Genomic DNA, 24,374 nt, shown 5'->3' with positions numbered 1-24,374 from the left:
GGGATGATTGCAATGGTGGCGGCGATCGCGTTCATTGCCGTGTCCCGCCCCAGGCTTCGCCGCCACGGCCGGGTTCCGGCCGTGCCGACGGCAACGACGCTTTGCGCTCGCGCGAAGGGATTCCGTCGAGGTTGGACGGGCCCTGCGCCAGCGCCATGGCCAGCACCTGCGAGACGTCCAGCGCCGTGCGCCCGGTGCACTGCTCGATCTGCTGGCGGCAGGAAAAGCCGTTGGTGATGATCAGCGTGTCCGGATCGGCCGCGCGGATCGCCGGCAGCAGTTCCAGCTCGCCAATGGCCACGGACACATCGACCTTCTTGGCGTCGAAGCCGAACGAGCCGGCCATGCCGCAGCAGCCGGCGTCGAGGAACCGGAAGTCCAGCCCGGCCTTGGCGAGCAGCCGCTTTTCCGCATCGGTGCCGATCACCGCGTGGTGGTGGCAGTGCGCGTGCACCAGCGCCTTGCGCCTCAACTGCGGCGGCGCGTAGCCGACGCGGTCCAGGTACTCGCTTAACATGAAGGTGTTGCGCGAAAGCCAATGCGCACGCTCGTCCCCGGGAAAGAGATTGGGCAGCTCGTCGCGGAAGGCGGCCACGCAGGACGGCTCCAGGCCTACTACCGGCACATTGCGGTCGATGTGCGGCGCGAGCGTGTCCAGGATGTCGCCCAGCTGGGCACGCGCCTTGTCCAGCATGCCCTCGGCGTACAGCGGGCGTCCGCAGCACAGCGCCGCCTGCGGCACCACCACGCGGTAGCCGGCCGCTTCCAGCACCCCGACGGCATCCTTGAGCGGCTGCGGATGCAGGTAGTTGTTGAAGGTATCGGGCCACAGCAGCACCTCCGGCCCGCGCGCGTCCGACCGCGCGCGCGCCGAAAACCAGTCGCGGAAGGTCTCGCCGGCGAAGCGCGGCATGGCGCGCCGCTGCGCGATGCCGCCGATCGCCTTGGCGAGCCGCGACAGGCCGGGCAGCTGCAGGATCGCGTTGGCCAGCCACGGTACGTGCGAGGCCACGCGCGCCACGTCGAAGATGCGCCCCATCGCATACGCCGCGCGCGGGCGCAGGCGGCCCTTGTAATGGTGGTACATGAACTCGGCCTTATAGGTGGCCATGTCCACGTTGACCGGGCAATCGCTCTTGCAGCCCTTGCAGGCCAGGCACATGTCCAGCGCATCGCGCACCGCCTCGCTACGCCAGCCGTCCTTGAGCGGGTCGCCCTCGAGCATCTCGAACAACAGGTGCGAGCGACCGCGCGTGCTCCACTTCTCCTCGTGGGTGGCGCGGTAGCTGGGGCACATCACGTTCTTGTGCTTGTTGCGGCAGTTGCCAACGCCGACGCAGCGGCGCGCGGCCTGGGCGAAGCTCATGCCGTCAGCCGGATAGGCGAACGCGGTTTTGAGCTTCGGCGGCTGGTAACCTGGGCCGTCGCGCAGGTCGGCATCCATCGGGTTGGGGTCGACGACCTTGCCTGGGTTCATCCGGCCGCGGGGGTCCCATAGCGCCTTGAACTCGCCGAACGCCTGGACCAGTTCGTCGCCGAACATCTTGGGCAGGAACGAAGCGCGTACCTGGCCGTCGCCGTGCTCGCCGGACAGCGAGCCGCCGTAGGACAGCACCAGGTCGGACGCCTCGTCCATGAAGGCGCGCCACTGCGCCACCGCTTCGGGCGTGGACAGGTCGAAGTCGATGCGGCAGTGAATGCAGCCGTCGCCGAAGTGGCCGTACAGCGCGCAGGTGTAGGCGTACTTGGCCAGCAGCTTGCGGAAGTCGCGCAGGTACGGACCGACCTGGTCCGGCGGCACGGCGGCATCCTCCCAACCAGGATGGCCGTCCGGCTGGCCGGGCACGCGCGCCGTGGCGCCCAGACCCGACTCGCGGATGGTCCAAAGCATGCCCTCCTCGGCCTTGTCGTCGAACAGCTTCATGCTCGGCGGGTTGTCGCCCTGCTTGAGCGCGGCCATCAGCTTGCGCGCCTTGCCGTCGGCGTCCTCCTTGGTGTCGCCGCCGAACTCGACCATCAGCCAGCCGCCGCCCGGGGGCAGCAGGGCACGGTCCTTCGGATGCATGTCCTTGCGCTTCATGTCGGCGATGAGCGCATCGTCGATGCCTTCCAGGCCGACCGGGCCGAACGAAAGGATCTGCGGCACGTGGTCGCCCGCCTGGAACACGTCGGGGTAGCCCAGCACCAGCAGCGAGCGCACCGGCGGGCTGGGTACCAGGCGCACCTCGGCTTCCAGGATGGTCACGCAGGTGCCTTCGGTTCCGACCAGGGCACGCGCCACGTTGAAGCCGTTCTCGGGCAGCAGCTCGTCCAGGTTGTAGCCGGATACGCGGCGCGGAATTTTTGGATAACGCCGGCGAATGAGATCGGCGTAGCGGTCGCGGATGGACTTGAGTCCAGCGTAGATTTCCCCGCGGCGGCCGCCCTCGCGGATGATCGCTTCCAGCTCCTGCTCGCTGGTGGGGCCTACGCGCATGCGCAGGCCGTCGTAGGTGACGATCTCCAGCGCATGCACGTTGTCGGCGGTGCGTCCTGCCATCACCGAGTGCACGCCGCAGGAGTTGTTGCCGATCATGCCGCCCAGCGTGTTGTGCGCGTGGGTGGAAGGGTCGGGACCGAAGGTAAGGTGGTGCTTCTCCGCCGCATCGCGCAGATCGTCCAACACGCAGCCAGGCTCGATGCGCGCGCGGCGGCTCTGCACGTCGATCCCGATGATCTGGTTCAGGTGATAGGAAAAGTCCATCACCACCGCGGTGTTGCAGCACTGCCCGGCCAGGCTGGTGCCGCCGCCGCGCGAGAGCACCGGGGCGTCGTGTTCGCGGCAGATGCGCAGAATTTCGATGACGTCCTTCGCATGGCGCGGCTTGACCACGCCGATCGGCACCTGGCGATAGATCGAGCCGTCGGTGGCGTACAGCGCGCGACTGCCGTCGTCGAAGCAGACCTCGCCCTCCAGCGCCGCGGCCAGGTCCTGCGCCAGTACGGTCGCGGCCGCGCTGGAGAAGGCGAAGCGGTTGCTGTGCGAATGGCGCACGCGCGGCGGCGCCAGCGGCAGCACCGCGGCGTCGCGGTAGTGTTCCTGGCGGTCGCGGCCGTCGGTGGAGGAGGCCGCGGCCTCGGCACCCTGGGACCGAGGCGTGCGGGGGAATGAGGGGACGGAGCCGTGCTCTCTCTGCTTGGTCATGCCTGCCAACCTTCCTCGACGCGGTAACGCTCCGCGTCGGATGCCTTGAGGGTGAGTCCCAGTCCCGCCGCGTCCGCGTCGACGATCAGCGCGCCGTCGCGCAGCTCGGGCAGGCCGTCGAAGAACATCGATTCGATGCGCGCGTGGTCGTGGAAGTACTCCACGTGTTCGAGGTGCCCCACCGCACTGCACACGTGCGCGTGCAGGTGCGGCGCGCAGTGCGCCGAGACCGGGATGCCGAAGCCGTGCGCGAGCGCGGCCGCCTGCAGGAAGCCGCTGAAGCCGCCGCAGCGGGTGCCGTCGATCTGCAGCACGTCGACCGCTTCGGCCTCGAGCATGCGGCGGAAGTACCAGCTGTCCCAGCCGTACTCGCCGGCGGCGATGTCCATGCCCGCCGGCGCGCGGTCGCGCAGCAGGCGCAGCCCTTCCAGGTCGTCGGAGGACACCGGCTCCTCGAACCAGCCCACGCCCTCCTGCGCGTAGCAGCCGGCCAGTGCCAGCGCCTGCTTGGCGGTATAGGCGCCGTTGGCGTCGACCATCAACTCGGGCGCCGCGCCGATCGCCTCGCGCGCCGCACGCACGCGCGCCGGGTCCTCGAGCGGGTGCGTACCCACCTTCATCTTCACCCGCGCCATGCCCTGCTCCACCCAGCCGGCCAGCTGCCGCTGCAGGCGCCCGACCGGATAGGAAGTGAAACCGCCGCTGCCGTACACCGGCACCACTTCGCGCGCGCGGCCCATCAGGCGTACCACCGAGGTGCCGTGCAGGCGTGCCTTCAGATCCCACAACGCGACGTCGAGCGCGCCGATGGCCATCAGCCCGACACCGGGCCGGCCGATGTTGCGCAGGCTGCGGTTCATCGCGTGCCAGGCGCCGGGGATGTCGTCCACGTCATGGCCGAGCAGCACGTCGCGAAGCGGGTCGGCGATCACCGCACCTGCGGCGGCATGGGCGTATGTCCAGCCCAGGCCGCTGTGGCCTCCGGCACAGACCCGCGCCAGAACCATGGTGGTGGCGTCCCAGGCGATGGTGCCATCGGCTTCCGGCGCGTCGGTGGGGATGCGGTAGGCCTCCACCTCGATGCGGGCTATGCGGCGCGTTGCAGGAACGGTCGCGGCGTGCGGGGGCCGCGCGGTGTTCATCGCTGGCTGTGCGGCAGGATGCCGGCGAGCACCTGGCGCAGGCTTTGCTTGATGATGCCGCCCTCGTCCGGGTCGCCCTTGGCCAGCGCGGTCATGTAGTCCTTGGCCTGTTTCCAGGTGATGTGCGGCGGCAACGGCGGCACGTCGGGGTCGGCGATGATGTCCAGCAGCACCGGGCGATCCGCGGCAAAGGCCTGCTCCCAGGCGCTGCCCAGGTCCTCCGGGCGGTCGACGCGGATGGCCTTGAAGCCGAGCATCTCGGCGTACCTGGCGTAGGAGAACTCCTCGACGTACTGAGCCTGGGTGAACTTCGGATCGCCGCCCAGCGCGCGCTGCTCCCAGGTCACCTGGTTGAGGTCGTCGTTGTGCAGCACCATCACCACGAAGCAGGGATTGGACCATTGCTTCCAGTACTGCTTGACCGTGATCAGCTCGGCGTTGCCGTTCATCTGCATGGCGCCGTCGCCAACAATCGCCAGCACCGGCCGCCCGGGATGGGCGAACTTGGCTGCGATGGCGTAAGGCATGCCGCTACCCATGGTGGCGAGCTTGCCCGAGAGCGAGGCCATCATGCCTTTGCGGATCTTTACGTCGCGCGCATACCAATTGGTGTGGGAGCCGCAGTCCCCGCAGATAATGGTGTTGTCCGGCAGGCGCGGGGAAAGCTCCCAGAAAATGCGCTGTGGATTGATCGGGTTGGCCGGCTCCATGGCCTTGGCCTCCAGCTCGCGCCACCACTTGCGCACGTTCAATTCGATGCGCTCGCGCCAGTCCGGGTTGTCCTTCGGGCGCAGGTGCGGCAGCAGGCGCTCGAGCACCTGCGCGCTGTCGCCGATCAGGTTGACCTCGGTCGCGTAGCGCATCGACACGTTGCGCGGATCGATGTCGATCTGCACCGCGCGTGCCTGCCCTTCCTCGGGCAGGAACTCCGAGTACGGGAACGTGGTGCCGACCATCAGCAGAGTGTCGCAGTCATTCATCATGTCCCAGCTCGGCTTGGTGCCGAGCAGGCCGATCGAGCCGGTGACGAACGGCAGGTCGTCCGGCAGCGCGGCCTTGCCGAGCAGCGCCTTGGCGATGCCCGCATCGAGCCTGTCGGCGACCGCCACCACCTGGTCGCCGGCCTGCATGGCACCGGCGCCGATCAGGATCGCCACCTTGCGGCCGTCGTTGAGCACGTCGGCGGCGCGCTTGATGTCCTCGTCGCTGGGCGCCGGGCATGGATTGGCGTAGCCGACGCCGGTGTAGACGTCGTTGTGCTTGCGCGGCGGATGCCTCACCGCCGGCAGTTCCTGGATGTCGTTCGGCACGATGACGCAGGCGACAGTGCGGCGCGCCGCGGCGATGCGGATCGCGCGGTCGACCACCTGGCGCACCTGCACCGGCGAGAGAATGGTCTGGACATAGCCGCAGACGTCCTGGAACAGCACCTGCAGGTCGACCTCCTGCTGGAAGTCGCTGCCGATGGCGCTCCGCGCGGACTGGCCGACGATCGCCAGCACCGGCATGTGGTCCATCTGCGCGTCGTACAGGCCGTTCAGCAGGTGGATGGCACCCGGTCCGGAGGTGGCCATGCACACGCCGATCTCGCCGGTGAACTTGGCATGCCCACCGGCCATGAAGGCGGCCATTTCCTCATGGCGCACGCGTACGTAGTCGAAGCGGTCGGAGGCGCGGCCCATCGCGCCCATGATCCCGTTGATGCCGTCGCCCGGGAAACCGAAGATGCGCCGGATGCCCCAGTCGGTGAGGCGCTGCAGTATGAAATCGCCGACGGTTTCACTCATGGGTTCTTGGCTCCTGGCAGGCGGGCGCGGACGGGGCGCAAGGGCTCGCCTCGCGCTGGACGCGCGTGCCTGTCAGAGCTGCGGGATCTGGCAAGGATCGGCAATGCGGCGGGGTCGCCGGGCCGACACGCGCTGGGGATCGGACCCCGTTACCTTGCCGTGCCCGCGGTCATGCCCGGGTGAAAGCGATGCGATGCGGACGCAATGCCCGACGCATGTTTCTGCGACCCCGACGCCCCTTCATCGCGGGGAGGGCATGCACGCTCACTCGCCTTCCAACTCGTCCTCGAAGCGCAGGTGCTTCACGCTGCGCCCGTTGCGACGCACCAGCTTGAGCGCCTCGATGCCGATGCGGATGTGCGCCTCCACATAGCGCTCGGTCACGCTGCGGTCACTTGCCTCGGTCTTGACGCCTTCGGGGACCATCGGCTGGTCGGACACCAGCAACAGCGCGCCGCACGGGATCTTGTTGGCGAAACCCGCGGCGAAGATCGTCGCCGTCTCCATGTCCACCGCCATGCAGCGGGTGCGGCGCAGGTAGTCCTTGAACGCCTCGTCGTGCTCCCACACGCGCCGGTTGGTGGTGTAGACAGTGCCGGTCCAGTAGTCGTGGCCGAGGTCGCGGATCATGGTGGATACCGCGCGCTGCAGCTGGAATGCCGGCAGCGCCGGCACCTCCGGCAACAGGTAGTCACTGGAAGTACCTTCGCCACGGATAGCCGCGATCGGCAGCACCAGGTCGCCAAGCTGGTTCTTCTTCTTGAGCCCTCCGCACTTGCCCAGGAACAGCGCCGCGTTGGGCTGCACCGCGCTCAGCAGGTCCATCACCGTGGCGGCGTTGGGGCTGCCCATGCCGAAATTGATCAGCGTGATGCCGTCGGCAGTGGCGTTGGGCATGGGCCGGTCGCGGCCGCGGACCTCCACGCCGTGCCATTGCGCGAACAGGTCTACGTAAAGGCCGAAATTGGTCAGCAACACGTGCTGGCCGAACTGCTCCAGCGGCGTGCCGGTATAGCGCGGCAGCCAGTTGGAGACGATCTCTCGCTTGTCTTTCATGGAGGTATCTCGGGAACGCGCCACGGTCGCGGCGCGCAGCGCCGGCGACGCCACGCCGGCAGGAACCATTCTCGAGCCGACGTCATTCTACGTGCGCCGGCCCGCGGCCGTCACGCAGGACAGCGTCACGGGAAGCTCCAGGCAAGACGTGGCTCACGACATCGACGCGCGTGATATGGTCGACACGTCATTGGCCAGGGGGATGACAACATGCGGATGGGGTTGGCGATCGACGCGTCCTGCGATCTGCCGCAGGCGTTCCTCGAGGAGCACGGCATCGCGGTAATGCCGATCGCCGTGAAGCTGGACGGCACGGTCTTCAAGGACCAGCGTGACCCGCAGGAAATCGAGCGCTTCCTGGCCATGAAGCTGGCCGGCACCCACGCCGCGGAGACCGAGCCCTGCTCGGTGGAAGACGTGCAGCGGCTGTTCCTGGACCGGCTGGTGCTGGAACGCGATTGCGTGTTCTGCCTGACCATCACCGCCACGCGCAGCCCGATCCACGACCACGTGGTTAAGGCCAGCTTCGCCATCCTCAAGCAGTATCGCGACGTGCGCGAACGGGCCGGCATCGTCGGTCCGTTCCTCATGCGGGTGGTCGACACGCGCAACGTGTTCGCCGGCGAAGGACCGGCGGTATTCGAGGCGGCAAGGCTGATCCAGGCCGGCGAGGCGCCGCCCATCATCCGCGAACGGCTGGGCGCGGTGGCCAACCAGACCTACGCCTACATGCTGCCGCGCGACCTGCACCATCTGCGCAACCGCACCAAGAAGAAGGGCGACCGCAGCGTCAGCCTGTTCAGCGCGGTGGTCGGCACAGCGCTGGACATCAAGCCGCTGCTGCGCTGCTTCCGCGGAGAAACCGGTCCGGTGGGCAAGGTGCGCGGGTTCGAGCACGGCGCCGAAACCCTGTTCGGCTATGCCACCCGCCGTGTACGCGCCGGCTTGCTGGTGCCGGTGGTGTGCGTCAGCTACGGCGGCGACCTGGCCGAACTGGCCCGGCTGCCCGGGTACGAAGGCTTGCGCCAGGCTTGCGAGGAGGCCGGTGTGACCCTGCTCGAGGCGCCGATGAGCATCACCGGCATGGTCAACGTGGGCGAAGGCGCAGTCACGCTCGGCTTCGCCGCCGAGGAACACGAAGCCGAGTTCTGAGCGTCGCGCGTTCACCCGTGCGCACCTAAAATCGAGCGCATGCGCCGGTCCTCCTTCCTGTTACTGTCAAGCTGCCTGTTGCTGGCCGCCGGGCTGGCCTGGCGCTCTGCCGCGGCCACCCGGATCTACGAATGCGTGGGTGCGGACGGTCGCAAGGTGTACCAGGACACGCCCTGCCGCCCGGGCCAGCGACAGCAGTCGCTGCAGGTGCACGATGTGCCTTCGATCCGGCCCTCGGCGGCCACGGTGCCCGCACCCGCAGCCCCGGCGGAGAGCCCACCACCGGCGGCGCAGCCCGCGCCAGCCGCGCCGCTGCCGGTGATGTATGCCTGCGTGCGCGCCACCGACGGCAAGACCTACCTGAGCGCCAACGGCGACCCCGCGCCGTACCAGGCGCCCTACGGCATGCTCGGCGCCGAGCAGCAGCCGCTGTCGGACGTGTATGCGCCGGACCGCGGCGCGGCCGGCAACTCCGCGCCCGAATCCAACCGCGGGCGGGTCACTCGCGGCCTGGTGGCGGGCAACTACGTGTGGGTGCAGGACCAGTGCCGCCGGCTCGATCCGGACGAGACCTGCCAGGCGCTGCAGCACGCCTACGCGGACAACGCGCACAAGCTGCGCAATGCGTTCCAGAGCCAGCGTCCACCGCTGGTACGGCGCGACGCCGAGCTGCGCGCGCAACTGGCCAGTTGCGGCGACTGACGCCGGCGTCAAAAACCCAGGGCGAGGAAACCGCCGTCCACCGCCAGCACCTGGCCGGTGATGTAGCCGGCCGCCGGCAGGCACAGGAAAGCCACCGCGGCGGCGACCTCCTCCGGTTCGCCGATGCGCTTGAGTGGCGTACGCTCGAGCACCTCCTCCAGATAGTCCGGATCGGCCAACGCGGCCTCCGAGCGTTGCGTGCGGATGTACCAGGGCGCCACCGCATTCACGCGGATGCCGTCGACCGCCCATTCCACCGCCAGGTTGCGGGTGAGCTGATGCAGCGCCGCCTTGGTCATGCCGTAGGGCGAGCCGGTTCGCACGTGCACGGAACCGGACACCGAACCGACGTTCACGATCGCGGCATTGCCGTGCTCGGCCAGGCGCGGATGCGCCAGCCGGCACATCTCGAAGGCGCTGAACAGGTTCTGCTCGAAGATCGCCCGGTAGCCTTCGCCGTCATAGGCAAGCGTGGGGGCCGGCCGGTTGCCGCCGGCGTTGTTGATGAGCAGCGACACCGGCGCGTCGAGGTCGGCCACCCAGTCGAAGACCGCCAGGCGCTCCTCCTGCTCGGCCAGATCCGCGCCGAAGGCGAGCACTTCGCGCCCGGGCAGCTCCTCGGCCAGATCCGCGCGCACCTGCTCCAGGTGAACCTCATCGCGCGCCACCAGCAGCAGGTCGGCGCCCAGCCCGCCGAGTTCGCGTGCGCAGGCCAGGCCGATGCCCTTGCTGGCGCCGGTGATCAGCGCGGTGTGGCCGTGGAGCTGCCAGGCGTCGGTGCGTAGGCTCATGGGGCAGGAAGCTTAGCCGATGCGGCTTGCCGCAACCGCGCCGCGGCGGGAGACTGCGGCCATGCCGACGGAGGGGAACCACATGAAAGCCATCTTGCCCATCGCCTTGCTGCTGGCACTGGCCGGCTGCTCCCACAAGGCGCCCGCGCCGCAGGCCGCTGCCACGCCCCAGCGGACCGCCACGCCGTGGGACGACATGAAGAAGGACGAGCAGCGCGCCAAGGACGTGCAAAAGCTGGTCGACGACCAGGCCAAGCAGCAGCAGAAGGCGCTGGAGCAGGCCGAGCAATAGCGCCGGCAGGCATAGGTATTCCAGGCTTCGCAAGGCCTCCCATCTGCCTTTAGGCCACCTCCCCGAGCACGCGGGGAGGTGGCCCGAGAATCGAACGTGCTTCAGCGCGGTGCGCAGAAGCAGTAGGCGTAGACGTTGGGCCGGCCGGCCTGCGCGGTGCGCAGCAGCTTGAGTTCCGGCGCCAGGCGCGGCAGCTCCGCCAGCCAGTCCGGCAGGCGCAGGCCATAGCCCTGCACCGCCTGCACCATCGCGCTCTGGTTCACGCCGAGCAGGAACTGTTGCAGGCCGCCGAGCGGTTCCTCGACGTAGCGCACCCGATAGCCCTTGCCGAGCCGGGCCAGCGCGGCGGCCTGGTCGAGGGCGGCGTCCAGGCCACCCAGCTGGTCGACCAGGCCACGCTCGAGCGCCTGCCGTCCGGTCCACACGCGCCCCTGCGCGATCGCGTCGATCGCCTCGAAGCTCTTGCCGCGCGCCTGCGCCACCTTTCCGACGAAATCGCGGTAGCCCTTGTTGATGATCGCCTGGATCACCTGCCCTGCCTTCGGGTCGAGCGGTCGGGTGATGTCGAAGGCGCCGGCCATCGGACCGGTACCGACACCGTCGCTGTGGATGCCGATCCTGTCCAGCGCGCCCGGCACCGCGTAATACATGCCGAAGATGCCGATCGAGCCGGTGATCGTGTTGGGGTCGGCGTAGATGCGGTCGGCGTTCATGGCGATCCAGTAGCCGCCGCTGGCGGCCACGTTGCCCATCGAAACGACCACCGGAATGCCGGCCTTGCGGGTGAGCTCCACCTCGCGGCGGATCTGCTCGGCGGCGTAGACCTCGCCGCCGGGCGAGTCGATCCGCAGCACCAGCGCCTTGGTCCGGCGATCGTGGCGTGCTGCGCGGATCAGCGCGGCAGTGGACTCGCCGCCCACGCTGCCCTGCGGTTGCTTGCCGCCGACGATTTCGCCTTCGGCCACGACCACGGCAACGCCCGGGCCGAAGGCCTCATCCCTGTCGAGGTTGGCGACGTAGCGCTCCAGGCCGATCTGGCGGAAACCCTCCTGCGGCTTGTCGCCGGCCGGCACGCCGGCCTTGCGCAGCATCGCGTCCAGTTGCTCGCGCGTGGCGAGGCCGTCGACCAGGCGCTCGTCCTGGGCCAGCTTCGCCAGGTCGCCGCCGGTGCGGTCGATGGCTTGCGGCAACTGGTCGATGTCTGCGCGTACGGCGGCCGGATCGAGCCTGCGCAGCCCGGCGACCTCGTCGATGTACTCTCCCCACAGCCCGTCCATCCAGTAGCTGTCGGCCGCCTTGGAGTCGTCCGAGGCGTGGTCGAGGATGTAGGGCTCGGCGGCGCTCTTGTAGCGGCCGACGCGGAACAGGTGCACGTCCACGCCGAGCTTGTCGAGCAGGTCCTTGTAGAACAGCCGGTAGTTGGCCAGCCCGGTGATCATCACGCCGCCCTGCGGGTCGAGCAGGATGCGGTCGGCGTGTGCGGCCAGGTAATACTGGCCCTGGTCGAAGTTCACGCCCCACGCGATCACCGGCTTGCCGGCAGCGCGGAAGCGGTCCAGCGCGGCGCCGGCCTCGCGCAGGGCCGCAAAGCCGCCGCCTTGCAACTGGTCCGGAAGCAACAGGATGCGGCTGATCCGCGCATCGTGCGCGGCGGCATTGATGGCGCCGGTCAGGTCGCGCAGCTGCACCTGCCTGGGCGGTTCGCCCGAGAGGCTGTGCAGCGCGCGCTGCAGCGGCTCGATGCTGTACTGCTCGACCAGCTCACCCTTGGGCTGGATCACCAGCACGCTGCCGTCCTTGACCGTGTGCGCCACCCGGTTGGTGGCCACGCCGCCGATGATCAGCAGCAGCACGATGGACAACAGCAAGAAGAAGACCAGGTTGAGGATGACCAGCCGCACCACGTTGAAGCCGCGGCCGAGCACGCGCAGGAAGGCCCAGAACCCGTTCGGGCGGCGCAGCGGCGGCGGGGTGCTCATCGGTCGTTCCTCACAGGTGATCGTTCAGCGTAACCGCTTGCGAACGCACCGTCATGTCGTCCGCCGGGGGTACGGCCACCCAGCGATGGCGCCAGGCGCTGCGCCAGAACCGGGTGAACAGCAGCACCGCGGCCACGCTCAGGCCCGCAATCAAACCCATCCACATGCCGCGCGCGCCAAGGCCGCGATGGAACGCCAGCCACCAGCCCACCGGCATGCCCACGCCCCAGTAGGCGAACAGGGTGATCGCCATCGGCACGCGGGTGTCCTTCAGGCCCCGGAGCGCGCCGTTGGAGGCGACCTGGATGCCGTCGGAGAACTGGAACAATCCGGCCAGCACGAGCAGCTGGGCCGCCAGGGCGATCACGCTGGCGTTGTGGGTGTAGAGCGAGGCGATCGCACGCGGCAGGCCCAGCATCATCCCGGCTGAGAGCAGCTGGGTGAGTAGCGCCAGGCCGATGCCGCAGAAGCCCGCGTAGCGCACGCCCCGCGCGTCATTGCGGCCGACCGCGTTGCCGACCCGCACGGTGATCGCCATCGCCAGCCCCAGCGGAATCATGAAGAACAGCGAAGCGACGTTGATCGCCACCTGGTGGCTGGCCACGATGTCCTCGCCCATGGTGCCGATCAAGAGCGCCGTGGCGACGAACAGCCCCGCTTCGGCCAGCAGCGTCACCGCCATCGGCAAGCCGATGTGCAGCAGCGCGGCGATGCGCCTCCAGTGCGGCCACTCGAAGCGCTCGAACAGGTTCAGCCCGCGGTAGTTGCGGTGGCTCAGGATGTAGATCAGCAGGCCCGTCATTTCCAGCCACAGCACCGTGGCGGTGGCGATGCCGCAACCACGCGCGCCCTGCGGCGGCAGGCCCAGCTTGCCGAACATGAAGACGTAGCCCAGCGGCGCCAGCACGGCCAGCCCGCCGAGACTGAAGATCATCGACGGCCGGGTCAGCGAAAGCCCTTCGGACAGCCCGCGCAGCGCGAAGTAGCACGCCAGCGCCGGGGCGCCCCAACTGATCGCGTGCAGGAATTCGTTGACGTCCTGGCGCAGGCTCGGCGTCACGCCGATCAGGTTGACCAGCGGCTCGGCATGGCGCACCCCGAACCACAGCAGCGTGCCCAGCACGGCCCCCAGCCACAACGCCTGGCGGAACACCGCGCCCACCTCCGCCCGGCGCCCCGCGCCGTCCAGCTGCGCCACCGAAGGGGGCACCGCCATCATCACGCCGATGCCGCTGACGATCGCCAGCGACCATACGCTGGTGCCCACCGCCACCGCGCCGAGCACGTGTGCGCTGAAGTGGCCGGACAGCAGTGCGTCGACCACGTTGGTGCCGACCGCCGCCAGCTGCGCGAGCACCAACGGCAGGGCCAGGCGCACGGTGGCGCCGACCTCGTGCACGACACGCGCGCGGTCGATCGTCTTCATGAGCTCTTGCATCCGGGAGGGCGCGCCATTCTAGCCGAGTCGGCAGGGCTGCCCCGCGCGGCCTGCTGTGCCAAGATCGCACGCTTTCACAGGGGGCGGCCTTCCGATGAACGAGCTGACCGACGCCGAGAAACTGTACTGCGCCAATTGCGCCACGTCGCTGGAAGGCGAGTTCTGCCACCACTGCGGCCAGTCCGTGCACAGCGTGCTCAAGCCCGTGCACCACATGCTGGAAGACGGCATGGACATGTTCCTGCACGTGGACGGGCGCATCTTCCACTCGGTCCCGCCGCTGCTGACCAAGCCCGGGTTCCTCACCATGGAGTACTTCTCCGGGCGGCGGCAACGCTATGTCGCCCCGTTCCGGCTGATGTTCGTGCTCTGCCTGCTGGCGTTCTTCGCCATGCACATCGCGGTGGATGTGCAGTTGGAGGGCCGCGGCATCGACCTGACCACGGGGCAGCACGTGGACAAGGACACGTTCGCCGACGCCGACACGCCGCAGGAGGTCCGCAAAGAGCTGGCCGACCAGTTGCGCGGGTTGGCAATCGCCCGGGGCACCACTCCGGCCGTGGCCCACCCCGCACTCGATGCGAGCGAGCGCCAGCTCCGCGTTCTCGCGGACAAGCGGCTGGCCGCATTGGGAGCGCCCCCGCTCGCGCCGGGCGCGATACCGGCGACCGGAGCGAGCGCCCCGACCCCGCAGGGCATTGGCACCGAGGCGGAGGGCCCAGGTCATGGCAGCAGCAAGCTGGATGGCAAGAAGTTCGAATCGGACTGGCTGCCGCAATTCATGAACGAGCGCGTGAACACCTATCTCCAGCGCATGCTGGCGAACGTCCGCGGCCTCAAGAATCCTGACCCGGCAGCAAGGCAAGCCGCACGCGATCACCTGGTCACCGGCGTCTTTTCGGTACTGCCGCAAGCCATGGTCGTGATGATCCCGATCTTCGCATTGCTGCTGAAGCTGTTCTACCTGTTCAAGCGCCGGCTCTACATGGAGCACCTGATCGTCGCCCTGCACAGCCATGCGTTCCTTTTCCTCGCCCTCCTGCTGGTCACCCTGCTCGGCATGCTGTCGACCTGGCTGCGCCCGCACGCGGCCTGGGCCGGCCACGGCTTGGGTTTCCTGCAGGCGGCCGTAGTGTTGTGGATGCCCGCCTATCTGCTGGTGATGCAGAAGCGCGTTTACCGCCAGGGTTGGGCGATGACCCTGCTCAAGTACTGGTGCGTGGGCTGGTGCTACTTCTGGCTTCTGGTCGTCGTACTGACCGTGGCCGCGGTCATGGGTGCAGGCCACTGAACGATGGGGGTCCGGCATGGCTGTCGCGGCGGTTGTGCACAGCGTCATGAGCCTGTCAAGGCCGTCCAGTGGCGCATGACCGTGACGTGAACGTCATCACGCGCAGTCATGCAAGTCCTTGATTTCCAGATCCTAAATTTGCTGGCTATTTTTTGCCCAGCGCGTGCCCGAGGCCATCATGACGGGGCTTTGACCGTGCTCTCCCCGGCCCGTCCACAGACTTATCCACAGCATTTGTGGATAAAGGAAATTTCCGCCGGGCCAGAGCCACTTAGGCTCGATTCCTAGATGGCAGGGAAGCAGGCGCGCGCCATCCCACGAGGCACAGTGCATGACCCGCTACACTGACCCGCCCCCGAGGTCGCCATGCCCGCCGTCGTCCGCGTCGCCCTGCCGGTTCCGCTCCCCCGCCTGTTCGATTACCTGCCGCCCGCAGGCGGCTTGGGCGTCGGCAGCCGTGTGCTGGTGCCGTTCGGACGCAAGAAGATGGTCGGGGTGGTGGTGGCCGCCGGGGTCGAAGCTACCGTGGCAGGCACGCGCCTGCGCAGCGTGCTGCGCGCGCTGGACGAAGGCCCCCTGCTCGACGGCGAGCTGATGCACACCCTGGCCTGGGCCGCCGACTACTGGCTGGCCGCACCCGGCGAGGCCTACGCCAACGCCCTGCCACTGGCATTGCGCGAGCCACGGCCGCTGCCGGAGACGACCGAGCCCCTCTATGGGCTCACCGCAGCCGGGCAGAGCGCGCTTGACGCCGGCAGCCGGCGCGGCACCAGCCGGGCGCTGCTCCAGGTCCTAGCCGTGGCGCCACGGGACGGCGGCCAGCTCGACCTCGTCCTGCCCGGTTGGCGCGCCGCCGCGCGCCGGCTGCGGGAGGCGGCACTGATCGAACGCCGCGCGGCCGCCGCGGACGTAACGCCGGTGCTGCCCGCGCCGGTGCTGGGCGGCGAACAGGCCGCGGCGGTCGCTGCCGTGGCGGACGCTTTCGGCCGCTTCCAGCCGTTCCTGCTCAATGGCGTCACCGGCAGCGGCAAGACCGAGGTCTATCTGGCGCTGATTGCCCAGGCGCTCGCCGCGGGTCGGCAGAGCCTGCTGCTGGTGCCGGAGATCGGGCTGGCGCCGCAGACCGTCCGCCGCCTGCGCGAGCGCCTGGGCGTGCCGGTGGAGGTGATCCACTCCAACCTCGCCGAAGGCGAGCGAGCGCGGGCCTGGCTGCGCGCACGCAGCGGCGAGGCACGCGTGGTACTGGGCACCCGCTCGGCGGTGTTCACGCCGCTGCCCCAGGCCGGCCTGATCGTCGTCGACGAGGAGCACGACGGCGCCTACAAGCAGCAGGAAGGTTTCCGCTACCACGCCCGCGACCTGGCGCTGGTGCGCGGCCGCACCCTCGGCGTGCCGGTGCTGCTGGGCTCGGCGACGCCGTCGCTGGAGACGCTGGCCAACGTCGAAGCCGGCCGCTACCGGCCATTACACCTGCGGGCGCGGCCCGCCGCGGCCCATCCGCCACAGGTACAGATCATCGACATGCGCGCGCAGCGGCTCGACCACGGCCTCTCGCCGGCCCTGCTCGCGGCGGTGGCCGAAACGGTCGGGCGCGGCGAGCAGGCGCTGGTGTTCAAGAATCGCCGTGGCTACGCGCCGGTGCTGCTGTGCCACGCCTGCGGCTGGCATGCCGAATGCCCGCGCTGCGAGCGTCCCCTCACGCTGCACGCGCGACGCCGCGTCCTGGTCTGCCACCACTGCGACCGGCACGCCGCCGTTCCTCCGGCGTGCCCGGCCTGCGCCGCCGCCGACCTCAAACCGCAGGGCCAGGGCACCGAAAGGTTGGAAGAGGCCCTCGCCGCGCATGTCCCGAACGTGCCGGTGCTGCGCATCGATCGCGAAACCACGCGCCGCCGCGACGCCTTCGAGCAGCTGCTCGGCGGCCTCGACGATGGGCAGCCTGCGATCCTGGTCGGCACGCAGATGCTGGCCAAGGGGCACGACCTGCCCAACCTCACCCTGGTGGCCATCGTGGGCGTGGACGAGGGCCTGCTCAGCGTGGAGTTCCGCGCCGGCGAACGGCTGGCGCAGCTGGTCGTGCAGGTGGCCGGCCGCGCCGGCCGCGCGCGCAAGCCCGGCCGCGTGCTGCTGCAGACCCATCACCCGGACCATCCCTTGCTGCGCGGCCTGCTCGCGCACGGCTATGCCGCCGCGGCGAGGGGCCTGCTGGCCGAGCGCCGCCAGGCCATGCTGCCGCCCTACAGCCACCAGGCGCTGCTGCGCGTGGAAGCCCACCAGCACGCCGCGGTGGATGCCTTCCTCGCCGAGGCGCATGCCGCGCTGCCGGCCGATCCCGCGCTGCGCGTGGCCGGCCCGATGCCGGCGCCGATGCCGCTGCGCGCCGGCCGCCATCGCGGCCAGCTGCTGCTGGAGGCGGACGCGCGCGGTCCGCTGCACGCGGCGCTCCGTCCATGGCAGCAGGCGCTGGCCGATCTGCCCTCGGCACGCCGGGTGCGCTGGTCGCTGGACGTCGACCCGATCGACCTCTACTAGTGGGCCAATGCGTGGCGCTCCTTCCCACACGAGGCAGCCCATGGATGCTGGACCGGCGCTTCCCCAGGACCGGGCCGGGCGCGTACGCGTGGCGCGCCGACCTCAGCTTGCCGGCACACCCGGAAGTGTTCGTGATCGACGACCTCGCCTGCGTCGAGCGCGCCGACAGCATGCTGGTGCCGGGCGTCGCGCCGGCCGCCAAGCAGATGGGACGCCATGCCGCCGGGCGTATCCGCGCACGCATCGACGCCGATTCGACGCCCGCTCCGTTCCACTACCGCGACCAGGGCGCGCTCGCCACCATCGGCCGCATGGCCGCGGTGGCACAATTCGGCCAGATACGGCTGTCCGGCCCGCCCGCGTGGTGGGTATGGCTGGTCGCCCACATCTACTTCCTGATCGGCTTCCGCAACCGGCTGGTAGTGCTGCTGGACTGGGCCTGGCCTACTGGACCTGCCAGCGCCACGCCCGCATCGTCACCGGCACCGATGCCGTTGGCGCCGCCCACGGACGATCACCCTGACATTCCCCAAGCTGCCGGAACCAATCGTGCCTTCCCAACTCGAACAACTGCGTCAGTACACCACCGTGGTCGCCGATACCGGCGACATCGAGGCGATCGCCCGCTACAAGCCGGTCGACGCCACCACCAACCCCTCGCTGCTGCTCAAGGTCGTCACGCAGAGCGCGTACGCGCCGCTGCTCGAGGAAACGCTCGACTGGGCGCGCTCGCGCAGCCGTTCGCGCGAACAGCAGCTGGTGGACGCCGGCGACCATCTGGCGGTAGCGGTCGGGCGCAAGATCCTGGAATTGGTCCCCGGGCGGGTCTCCACCGAGGTGGACGCGCGGCTGTCGTTCGACACCGACGCCAGCATCGCCAAGGCCGAGCGGCTCATCGGCCTGTACGAGGATGCCGGCGTCAAGCGCGACCGCGTGCTGATCAAGCTGGCCACCACGTGGGAGGGCGTGCGCGCCGCGCGCGAGCTGGAACGGCGCGGCATCCAGTGCAACATGACCCTGCTGTTCGCCTTCGAGCAGGCGGTCGCCAGCGCCGAGGCTGGCGTGTTCCTGATTTCTCCCTTCGTCGGCCGCATCATGGATTGGTACGTCGCCAACACCGGCGTGAAGCAGTACGCGCCCGACGAGGACCCGGGCGTGCAGTCGGTGCGCCGGATCTACCAGTACTACAAGACCCACGGCTACAAGACCGTGGTGATGGGTGCGAGCTTCCGCAACGTGGGCCAGATCCAGGCCCTGGCCGGTTGCGATCGGCTGACCATCAGCCCCGACCTGCTCAAGGAACTGGAAGCCTCCAGCGAGGACCTGCCACGCCGCCTTGCGGCGGACGGCACCCGCACCGAACGCCCCCCGGCGATGGACGAGGCGCGTTTCCGCTGGGGCATGAACGAGGACGCGATGGCCAGCGACAAGCTGTCCGAGGGCATCCGCAAGTTCGCCGCCGACCAGCGGCAGCTGGAGAAGCTGCTGGCCGAGCGGCTCTGAGCGTTGCTCCGAGGGGAAAGGGAGCGGAGGTGGAAAGCAAGCGGCCCCACGAGGGGGCCGCTGTTCGTTACATGACGCGTGTGCGCTCTAGAACAGGGCGCGCATCTTTTTCATCGCGTTGGCCTCGACCTGGCGGATGCGTTCGGCCGATACGCCGTACTCGTCGGCCAGGTCCTGCAGCGTAGCCTTGTTCTCGTTGAGCCAACGCCGCTGGATGATGTCGCGCGAGCGTTCGTCAAGCCTGGCCAGCGCCGTGGAGAGTGTGTCCATCTGGTTGTCGGCCTGGTCGGCATCGGCCACGTTCTCGTACGGATCGGCGCCATCGTCGACCAGGAACGCCTCGGGTGCGGGCTTGGCGTCGTCATCGGCGTCGGCAGGCGCCTCGAAGCCGATGTCGCGGCCGGACAGGCGCGATTCCATCTCGCGCACGGTCGCCTCCGGCACGCCGAGGTCCTTGGCCACCACGCGCACTTCCTCGGCATTCATCCAGCCCAGGCGCTTCTTGCTCTTGCGCAGGTTGAAGAACAGCTTGCGCTGCGCCTTGGTGGTGGCGACCTTCACGATGCGCCAGTTGCGCAAGATGAATTCGTGCATCTCGGCGCGGATCCAGTGCACCGCGAAACTGACCAGGCGAACGCCCTGGTCGGGATCGAAGCGCTTGACCGCCTTCATCAGGCCGATGTTGCCTTCCTGGATGAGGTCGCCCAGTTGCAGGCCGTAGCCCGAATAGCCGCGGGCCACGTGCACCACGAAACGCAGGTGCGACATCACCAGCTTCTTGGCCGAGTTGAGATCGTTTTCTTCGTTGAAGCGGCGCGCCAGCGCCTGCTCCTCGTCGTGGCTCAGCACCGGAATGCGGTGCACCGCGGAGATGTAGGCATCCAGGCTGCCGACGACGCTCGGGATCGGCAGGTTGGCGGTCACCAGGGCTTGGGACATGTGGAACCTCCGGTAAGTAAATCGCAGCTTAGCACTCCCCTGTTGAGAGTGCTAAAGGGGCGAGAAGTTCAGCCGCGGGATTTATTGTACCGAATCGTACAGCAATATGGGCGGCATTGCCAGCCCCGCTGTTCGGCCATGCGCCCATTGTTCATATCGGCGATCTATCGACCGTGAACCGGGCGGGCCACACCTGTCGAGCAGGCTTGCGACGCCTGCAGCCGCCCGGACAGCTGGGCCCCGCGGCAACGCCAATCATGCGTATGGGCCCATGCCGCTCACTATACTCAGCGGAATGCACGGCCGCTTTTCAGCCACACGACCTTCCGACCCCCAGGGGACATCGCCTTGATTTTGTGTATTCCGAACGTCCTGGCCGCGGATGAGCTGCAGACGCTGCAAGCCGAGCTCAAGGGCGCTGCGTTCGTCGATGGCGCCACGACGGCCGGTTGGTCGGCGCGCGAGGTGAAGAAGAACCTACAGGTCAACCTCGACAGCAACAGGCTGCCCGCGATACAGGACATCGTGCGCAATGCCTTCCTGCGTAACGGCATGCTGCAGACGGCACTGTTGCCGGCGGCGATGTCGCAGGTGCTGTTCAACCGGTACGACGTGGGCATGCAATACGGTCCCCATGTCGATGCCCCGGTCATGGGCGGCATGGGAAACGCCGTACGCAGCGACGTGGCGATCACCGTTTTCCTTTCCGACCCGCGCTCGTACACCGGCGGCGAGCTCGTGGTGCACACCTTGGGCATGGGCGGCGAGTTCAAGCTCGAAGCGGGCGCCGCCATCGCCTACCCGGCCAATACCCTGCATCACGTGGCACCGGTCACCCAGGGAACGCGGCATGCCGCGATCATCTGGGTGCAAAGCCAGGTACGCGACCCCGCCCGGCGCGAAGTGCTGTGGGACCTGGACAACGCCAAGCGGCACGTCTTCGGCCGCGAGGGCAAGAGCGCCACCTTCGATGCCATCAGCAAGTCCCATGCGAACCTGCTGCGCATGTGGACGGAGATCTAGCGCCCGGGGCGCATCAGCCCTGCAACGTTGCGCGCGGCGGCAGGGACCAGTCGATCGGCGGCTGCCCGCGGCTTTCCAGGTAGCGGTTGGCGGCGGAAAAATGCCCATTGCCGATGAAGCCGCGGTGCGCCGACAACGGCGATGGATGAACCGAACTCAGCACGAGGTGGCGGTGCGGGTCGACCAGCTTGCCCTTGCGCTGCGCATAGGCGCCCCAGAGCATGAAGACCAGCCCCTCGCGCTCGCGGTTGAGCGCCTCGATGGCGGCGTCGGTAAAGCCCTCCCAGCCCTTGTTCTGGTGTGCACCGGCACGGCCCTGCTCGACCGTCATGACGCTGTTGAGCAGCAGGACGCCCTGGTCGGCCCAGGACGTCAGGCAGCCGTGGTCGGGGCGTGGAAGGCCCAGGTCGCGCTCGATCTCGGCAAAGATGTTCTGCAGCGACGGCGGCACCGGCACGCCCGGTCGCACCGAGAAACACAGGCCGTGCGCCTGGCCGGGGCCGTGGTAGGGATCCTGGCCCAGGATCACCACGCGAACCTTGTCGAACGGCGTGTGTTCGAAGGCGTTGAAGATTTCGGGCCCGGGCGGATAGATCACCTTGCCGGCACGTTTTTCGTTGCGCAGGAATTCCGCCAGCGCGCGCATCTGGGGCCGTTCCAGATATCCACCCAGGCGCTCCTTCCACGAGGGCTCAAGGCGGATCCTCTCGGCCTCGGCAAGTTCGCTCACGATGCGTCCTGGTTGCGCGTGCGCAGGTGCTTGGCCACGCGCAGCTGGAACAGCAGCTTGGTCACCAGCAGCTTCTCCTCCACCGGCTTCTCGACCAGGTCGTTCGCCCCGGCGCGCAGCAGCGCAGCCTGGTTGGCCGGATTCTCGTCACCGGTCATCACCAGCACCGGCAGCTGGCCCTTGCCGTAGCCGAACTGGGTGCGGATGCGCTCAAGCAGGTCGCCGCCGGTGAGCTCGCCCTTCAGGCTGACATCGGTGAGCACAACGTCGGCGCCGATCCGGCCCTGCGCGCGGTCGGTTTCCAGCATGGCCAGGGCGTCCTCCACGCTGACCACGTGGCGCACGGTCAGACCGATCTTCTCCAGCATGCGGCGCGTGGCCAGCGCGACCACGCGGCTGTCTTCCACGTACAGCACGGTGCCCTCGGCGGTGGCCTCCGGCTGCACGTAGCCGCGAATGAAGTCGGCCAGGGCCTGGAAGCCCAGCGCCTTGTCGAAATAGTCGGTGACGTGCTCGCCCAGGGTACGCTTGTGCAGGCGGGTATCGACATCACCGGAAACGACCACGATGGGCACGTAGGCCTGCGCGGACTCGCGCACGTGACAGGCCAGCTCGAGTCCGTCCATGTCGGGCAGGCGCAGAGCGATGGTGATGAAGTCGAACGGGCCCTGGCCGAGCAGCTCGCGCGCCTCGGCGCCGCTGCCGCAACCGACCAGTTCGGCTTCCGGCAATTCGGCCTGCAGCACGCGGGCGATCAACTGGCGCACCACCTTGGAGCCATCGACCACCAGCACCCGCGGAGCGGTGCCGGCGCTGCGGCCGCCGATGCCTGCATTCATGCCCCACCCATCCACATCGAATACCCCATCGTGCGCCCCGCGCGCACGCCGGCGCTATCTTGCATCATCGTGCCGGCGCCGGTTGCGAAGGCGGTCACCCGCGCAACGATCCATCAGGCCGCTTGGCGTAGCTGCCAGGCACTTACCAGCCGGGCGCCGAGCCAGCCGAGCGCGGCCGCCGCCAGCGGCGCGGCCAGCAGCAGCCACCAGGGCAGCGCGCCCAGCCTCAACGCGCCGCCGTAGGCACGATCGAGCTCGGCGGCGGGGCCTGCCAGCACCAGTTCGATCGCCAAAGCCAGCAACGAGGCCAGCACGCCGCCGATCAGGCCGTACCAGATGCCGGCATAGAGATAGGGTCGCCGCACGAAGGCGCGGCTGGCGCCGACCAGCAGCAGCACTCCGACCTCCTCGCTGCGGCTGGCGATGTCGGTACGCACGGTGTTGCCCACCACCAGCAAGGCCGCCAGCGCGAGCAGGCCGGCGAGCACCAGCACCACGCGGTGGCCCACGCCCAGCAGCGCATCGAGCCGCTGCCGCCACTGGCTGCTGTCCTGCACCTGGTCGACCGCATGTTCGCTGCGCAGCGATTCGACCAGCGTGTCGACCGCCGCCGCATCCAGCCCGGCCTGGGGCTGCACCACCAGCACCCAGGGCAACGGATTGGCGTCGTCCAGCGCGTGCACCGCGCCGGAGAAGCCCTGCAGAGCGGCCAGCTCGTCCAGACCCTGTTGCGGCGTCTTGATGGTCACCGCGGCCACACCGCTGCGACCGCGCAGCTCGCCGGCGAGCAGATTGGCCTGCGCGCCCGCCTGGTCGGCCTTGAGGAATACACTGATCGCCGGATTGCGGCCCAGCGCGTTGCCCATCGACTGCACATTGGCCAGCAGCAGGTAGAAGGCCAGCGGCAAGGCCAGCGCAAGGCCCAGCACGGCCACGGTCATCAGCGTCCCGAGCGGGCGGGCACCGAGCCGGCGCAGGCTCGCCACCGCGCTCCAGCCGTGGTGTTCGCGCCAGCCGCCGAAACGGCGCGCCTGGCTGCGCTCGCTGCGCGGCGCGGTCTTGTCCGTCACGGCCGGCGCGTTCACAGCACCTCCTCGGCCGCGATGTCGGCGACCAGCCGGCCGTGGTCGAGCACCACCACGCGCTTGTGCATGCGCTTGATCAGCGGCAGATCGTGGCTGGCCACCAGCACGGTGGTACCCAGTTCCTGGAACTCGGCGAACAGCCCCATGATCTCGACCGCCAGCTGTGGATCGAGGTTGCCGGTCGGTTCGTCGGCGATCAGCACCGCCGGGCGCGCCACGATGGCGCGCGCGATGCCCACGCGCTGCTGCTCGCCGGTGGAGAGCGATCCGGGCAACTGGCGCTCGTAAGACAACAGATCGACCTTCTCCAGCGCCGCGCGCACGCGGCGGCTGCGCTCGGCCGGCGCGATCCCGCCGATCATCAGCGGCAGCTCGACATTGGCGAATACCGTGCGGTCCATAAGCAGGCGATGGTCCTGGAACACCATGCCCAGGCGGCGGCGCAGCTTCGGGATGCCGCCGCGCCCGACCTTGGCCAAGGCCTGCCCGTCGACCACGATCTGTCCATGCGAGGGCCGCTCGATCAGGGCAATCAGCTTGAGCAGGGTGCTCTTGCCGGCGCCGGAGTGGCCGGTGACGAAGGCCATCTCGCCGGCCGCCACCTCGAAGGACAATTGCGAGAGCGCCTCGTGGCCGCCCTCGTAGCGTTTGCTCACCTGGTCGAAGCGGATCACCGCATCTGGCCCCTTATCCCGCACCAGCGGTAAGGATACGGGATGCCCGCGGTGGTTGTGCGCTTGCGGCCAAGAACAGCGGATTCCGCCTGCACGGAATAGCGCAAGCGCCCTCACCCCTATCGGGTGGGATGAGGGCCGCTCTGGCGACAAAGCCGCATCCAGGCGTGGCTCGGATCGAGCTCACCGCGACTGCCTCAGGCGCCCTTCGGAGACACCTTCGCTCCGGCCAAGG

Annotated in this window: 19 protein-coding genes and 1 pseudogene; 8 read left to right on the top strand and 12 right to left on the bottom strand. The window is 69.0% G+C overall.

From position 1 onward, the window contains the following. Positions 1-31 precede the first annotated feature (31 nt). From VGU65_RS02440 to VGU65_RS02425, 4 genes are all read right to left on the bottom strand, one after another. Entirely contained in the window at positions 32-3,184 is a 3,153-nt protein-coding gene (locus VGU65_RS02440) for an FAD-binding and (Fe-S)-binding domain-containing protein (protein WP_327472572.1), read from the bottom strand. Beyond that, on the bottom strand, positions 3,181-4,326 hold the full coding sequence (locus tag VGU65_RS02435; RefSeq protein ID WP_327472571.1) for an enolase C-terminal domain-like protein: 1,146 nt from the start codon (positions 4,324-4,326) through the stop codon (positions 3,181-3,183). Before VGU65_RS02435 ends, VGU65_RS02440 begins: the two co-directional genes overlap by 4 nt. Beyond that, on the bottom strand, positions 4,323-6,113 hold the full coding sequence (locus tag VGU65_RS02430) for a thiamine pyrophosphate-requiring protein (protein ID WP_327472570.1): 1,791 nt from the start codon (positions 6,111-6,113) through the stop codon (positions 4,323-4,325). The genes VGU65_RS02435 and VGU65_RS02430 overlap by 4 nt, the downstream gene beginning before the upstream one ends. A gap of 264 nt (positions 6,114-6,377) precedes the next feature. Beyond that, positions 6,378-7,169: an AMP nucleosidase gene (locus VGU65_RS02425; protein ID WP_327472569.1), complete on the bottom strand. Its 792-nt coding sequence runs from the start codon at positions 7,167-7,169 to the stop codon at positions 6,378-6,380. 210 nt (positions 7,170-7,379) lie between these two features. On the opposite strand from VGU65_RS02425, the gene VGU65_RS02420 reads away from it, so the two are divergent. Together VGU65_RS02420 and VGU65_RS02415 are read left to right on the top strand one after the other, a co-directional pair. Continuing rightward, the gene (locus tag VGU65_RS02420; protein WP_327472568.1) at positions 7,380-8,321 is read left to right on the top strand and encodes a DegV family protein; all 942 of its coding nucleotides are present in this window, start codon (positions 7,380-7,382) and stop codon (positions 8,319-8,321) included. Between the two features lie 39 nt (positions 8,322-8,360). Further along, the gene (locus VGU65_RS02415; protein ID WP_327472567.1) at positions 8,361-9,023 is read left to right on the top strand and encodes a DUF4124 domain-containing protein; all 663 of its coding nucleotides are present in this window, start codon (positions 8,361-8,363) and stop codon (positions 9,021-9,023) included. Between the two features lie 8 nt (positions 9,024-9,031). On the opposite strand, the gene VGU65_RS02410 is transcribed toward VGU65_RS02415, so the two are convergent. Continuing rightward, positions 9,032-9,814, bottom strand: a complete 783-nt coding sequence (locus VGU65_RS02410; protein ID WP_327472566.1) for an SDR family oxidoreductase — start codon at positions 9,812-9,814, stop codon at positions 9,032-9,034. Between the two features lie 82 nt (positions 9,815-9,896). On the opposite strand from VGU65_RS02410, the gene VGU65_RS02405 reads away from it, so the two are divergent. Then, a complete protein-coding gene (locus VGU65_RS02405) occupies positions 9,897-10,106 on the top strand; it encodes a hypothetical protein (RefSeq protein ID WP_327472565.1) in 210 nt (69 codons plus the stop codon). Positions 10,107-10,207: 101 nt separating this feature from the next. Here the strand turns inward: VGU65_RS02405 and sppA are convergent, their stop codons facing one another. Both sppA and VGU65_RS02395 read right to left on the bottom strand, forming a co-directional pair. Then, positions 10,208-12,085 carry a signal peptide peptidase SppA gene (gene sppA / locus VGU65_RS02400; protein ID WP_327472564.1) on the bottom strand — a complete coding sequence of 626 codons (1,878 nt, stop codon included), beginning with the start codon at positions 12,083-12,085 and terminating at the stop codon, positions 10,208-10,210. Positions 12,086-12,095: 10 nt separating this feature from the next. After that, positions 12,096-13,511 carry an MATE family efflux transporter gene (locus tag VGU65_RS02395; protein WP_327472563.1) on the bottom strand — a complete coding sequence of 472 codons (1,416 nt, stop codon included), beginning with the start codon at positions 13,509-13,511 and terminating at the stop codon, positions 12,096-12,098. A gap of 106 nt (positions 13,512-13,617) precedes the next feature. Here VGU65_RS02395 and VGU65_RS02390 point away from each other — a divergent pair, with 106 nt between their 5' ends. The 4 genes and pseudogenes from VGU65_RS02390 to tal all read left to right on the top strand — a co-directional run bounded on the left by VGU65_RS02390 (position 13,618) and on the right by tal (position 18,849). Next, a complete protein-coding gene (locus VGU65_RS02390) occupies positions 13,618-14,814 on the top strand; it encodes a DUF3667 domain-containing protein (RefSeq protein ID WP_327472562.1) in 1,197 nt (398 codons plus the stop codon). Positions 14,815-15,180: 366 nt separating this feature from the next. Then, positions 15,181-17,346: a primosomal protein N' gene (locus VGU65_RS02385; protein ID WP_327472561.1), complete on the top strand. Its 2,166-nt coding sequence runs from the start codon at positions 15,181-15,183 to the stop codon at positions 17,344-17,346. Continuing rightward, positions 17,265-17,726: pseudogene (locus VGU65_RS15615) on the top strand (NAD(P)/FAD-dependent oxidoreductase); the annotation flags it as partial. The gene VGU65_RS02385 and the pseudogene VGU65_RS15615, both read left to right, overlap by 82 nt. Before the next feature lie 169 nt (positions 17,727-17,895). Then, positions 17,896-18,849 (top strand): transaldolase, encoded by a 954-nt coding sequence (tal, locus tag VGU65_RS02380; RefSeq protein WP_327472560.1) that lies wholly within the window; start codon positions 17,896-17,898, stop codon positions 18,847-18,849. A gap of 87 nt (positions 18,850-18,936) precedes the next feature. Here tal and rpoH read toward each other — a convergent pair whose 3' ends face one another. Beyond that, positions 18,937-19,788, bottom strand: a complete 852-nt coding sequence (gene rpoH / locus VGU65_RS02375; protein ID WP_327472559.1) for an RNA polymerase sigma factor RpoH — start codon at positions 19,786-19,788, stop codon at positions 18,937-18,939. 348 nt (positions 19,789-20,136) lie between these two features. Between rpoH and VGU65_RS02370 the strand changes: the two genes are divergently transcribed. Further along, the gene (locus VGU65_RS02370; protein ID WP_327472558.1) at positions 20,137-20,811 is read left to right on the top strand and encodes a Fe2+-dependent dioxygenase; all 675 of its coding nucleotides are present in this window, start codon (positions 20,137-20,139) and stop codon (positions 20,809-20,811) included. A 13-nt stretch (positions 20,812-20,824) separates the two neighbouring features. Here VGU65_RS02370 and ung read toward each other — a convergent pair whose 3' ends face one another. The 4 genes from ung to ftsE form a co-directional block, all read right to left on the bottom strand. Next, positions 20,825-21,541 (bottom strand): uracil-DNA glycosylase, encoded by a 717-nt coding sequence (gene ung / locus VGU65_RS02365; RefSeq protein ID WP_414655784.1) that lies wholly within the window; start codon positions 21,539-21,541, stop codon positions 20,825-20,827. Then, entirely contained in the window at positions 21,538-22,380 is an 843-nt protein-coding gene (locus VGU65_RS02360; protein ID WP_327472557.1) for a response regulator, read from the bottom strand. The genes ung and VGU65_RS02360 overlap by 4 nt, the downstream gene beginning before the upstream one ends. A 113-nt stretch (positions 22,381-22,493) precedes the next feature. Beyond that, positions 22,494-23,465 carry a permease-like cell division protein FtsX gene (gene ftsX / locus VGU65_RS02355; RefSeq protein ID WP_327472556.1) on the bottom strand — a complete coding sequence of 324 codons (972 nt, stop codon included), beginning with the start codon at positions 23,463-23,465 and terminating at the stop codon, positions 22,494-22,496. Continuing rightward, positions 23,462-24,139, bottom strand: a complete 678-nt coding sequence (ftsE, locus tag VGU65_RS02350) for a cell division ATP-binding protein FtsE (protein WP_327472555.1) — start codon at positions 24,137-24,139, stop codon at positions 23,462-23,464. Before ftsE ends, ftsX begins: the two co-directional genes overlap by 4 nt. Positions 24,140-24,374 lie beyond the last annotated feature (235 nt).

Source organism: Frateuria sp., assembly GCF_035943815.1.
GTDB lineage: Bacteria > Pseudomonadota > Gammaproteobacteria > Xanthomonadales > Rhodanobacteraceae > Frateuria_A.
Note: the sequence above shows the minus strand (reverse complement) of the source record. Positions and strands in the feature narration are given on the sequence as shown.

Coding starts and splice junctions, on each gene's coding strand:
- VGU65_RS02430 (WP_327472570.1), bottom strand. CDS start 6,113: ATGAGTGAAACCGTCGGCGATTTCATACTGCAGCGCCTCACCGACTGG.
- VGU65_RS02395 (WP_327472563.1), bottom strand. CDS start 13,511: ATGAAGACGATCGACCGCGCGCGTGTCGTGCACGAGGTCGGCGCCACC.
- VGU65_RS02425 (WP_327472569.1), bottom strand. CDS start 7,169: ATGAAAGACAAGCGAGAGATCGTCTCCAACTGGCTGCCGCGCTATACC.
- sppA (WP_327472564.1), bottom strand. CDS start 12,085: ATGAGCACCCCGCCGCCGCTGCGCCGCCCGAACGGGTTCTGGGCCTTC.
- VGU65_RS02435 (WP_327472571.1), bottom strand. CDS start 4,326: ATGAACACCGCGCGGCCCCCGCACGCCGCGACCGTTCCTGCAACGCGC.
- VGU65_RS02360 (WP_327472557.1), bottom strand. CDS start 22,380: ATGAATGCAGGCATCGGCGGCCGCAGCGCCGGCACCGCTCCGCGGGTG.
- VGU65_RS02440 (WP_327472572.1), bottom strand. CDS start 3,184: ATGACCAAGCAGAGAGAGCACGGCTCCGTCCCCTCATTCCCCCGCACG.
- rpoH (WP_327472559.1), bottom strand. CDS start 19,788: ATGTCCCAAGCCCTGGTGACCGCCAACCTGCCGATCCCGAGCGTCGTC.
- VGU65_RS02415 (WP_327472567.1), top strand. CDS start 8,361: ATGCGCCGGTCCTCCTTCCTGTTACTGTCAAGCTGCCTGTTGCTGGCC.
- VGU65_RS02410 (WP_327472566.1), bottom strand. CDS start 9,814: ATGAGCCTACGCACCGACGCCTGGCAGCTCCACGGCCACACCGCGCTG.
- VGU65_RS02405 (WP_327472565.1), top strand. CDS start 9,897: ATGAAAGCCATCTTGCCCATCGCCTTGCTGCTGGCACTGGCCGGCTGC.
- VGU65_RS02420 (WP_327472568.1), top strand. CDS start 7,380: ATGCGGATGGGGTTGGCGATCGACGCGTCCTGCGATCTGCCGCAGGCG.
- VGU65_RS02385 (WP_327472561.1), top strand. CDS start 15,181: ATGCCCGCCGTCGTCCGCGTCGCCCTGCCGGTTCCGCTCCCCCGCCTG.
- VGU65_RS02390 (WP_327472562.1), top strand. CDS start 13,618: ATGAACGAGCTGACCGACGCCGAGAAACTGTACTGCGCCAATTGCGCC.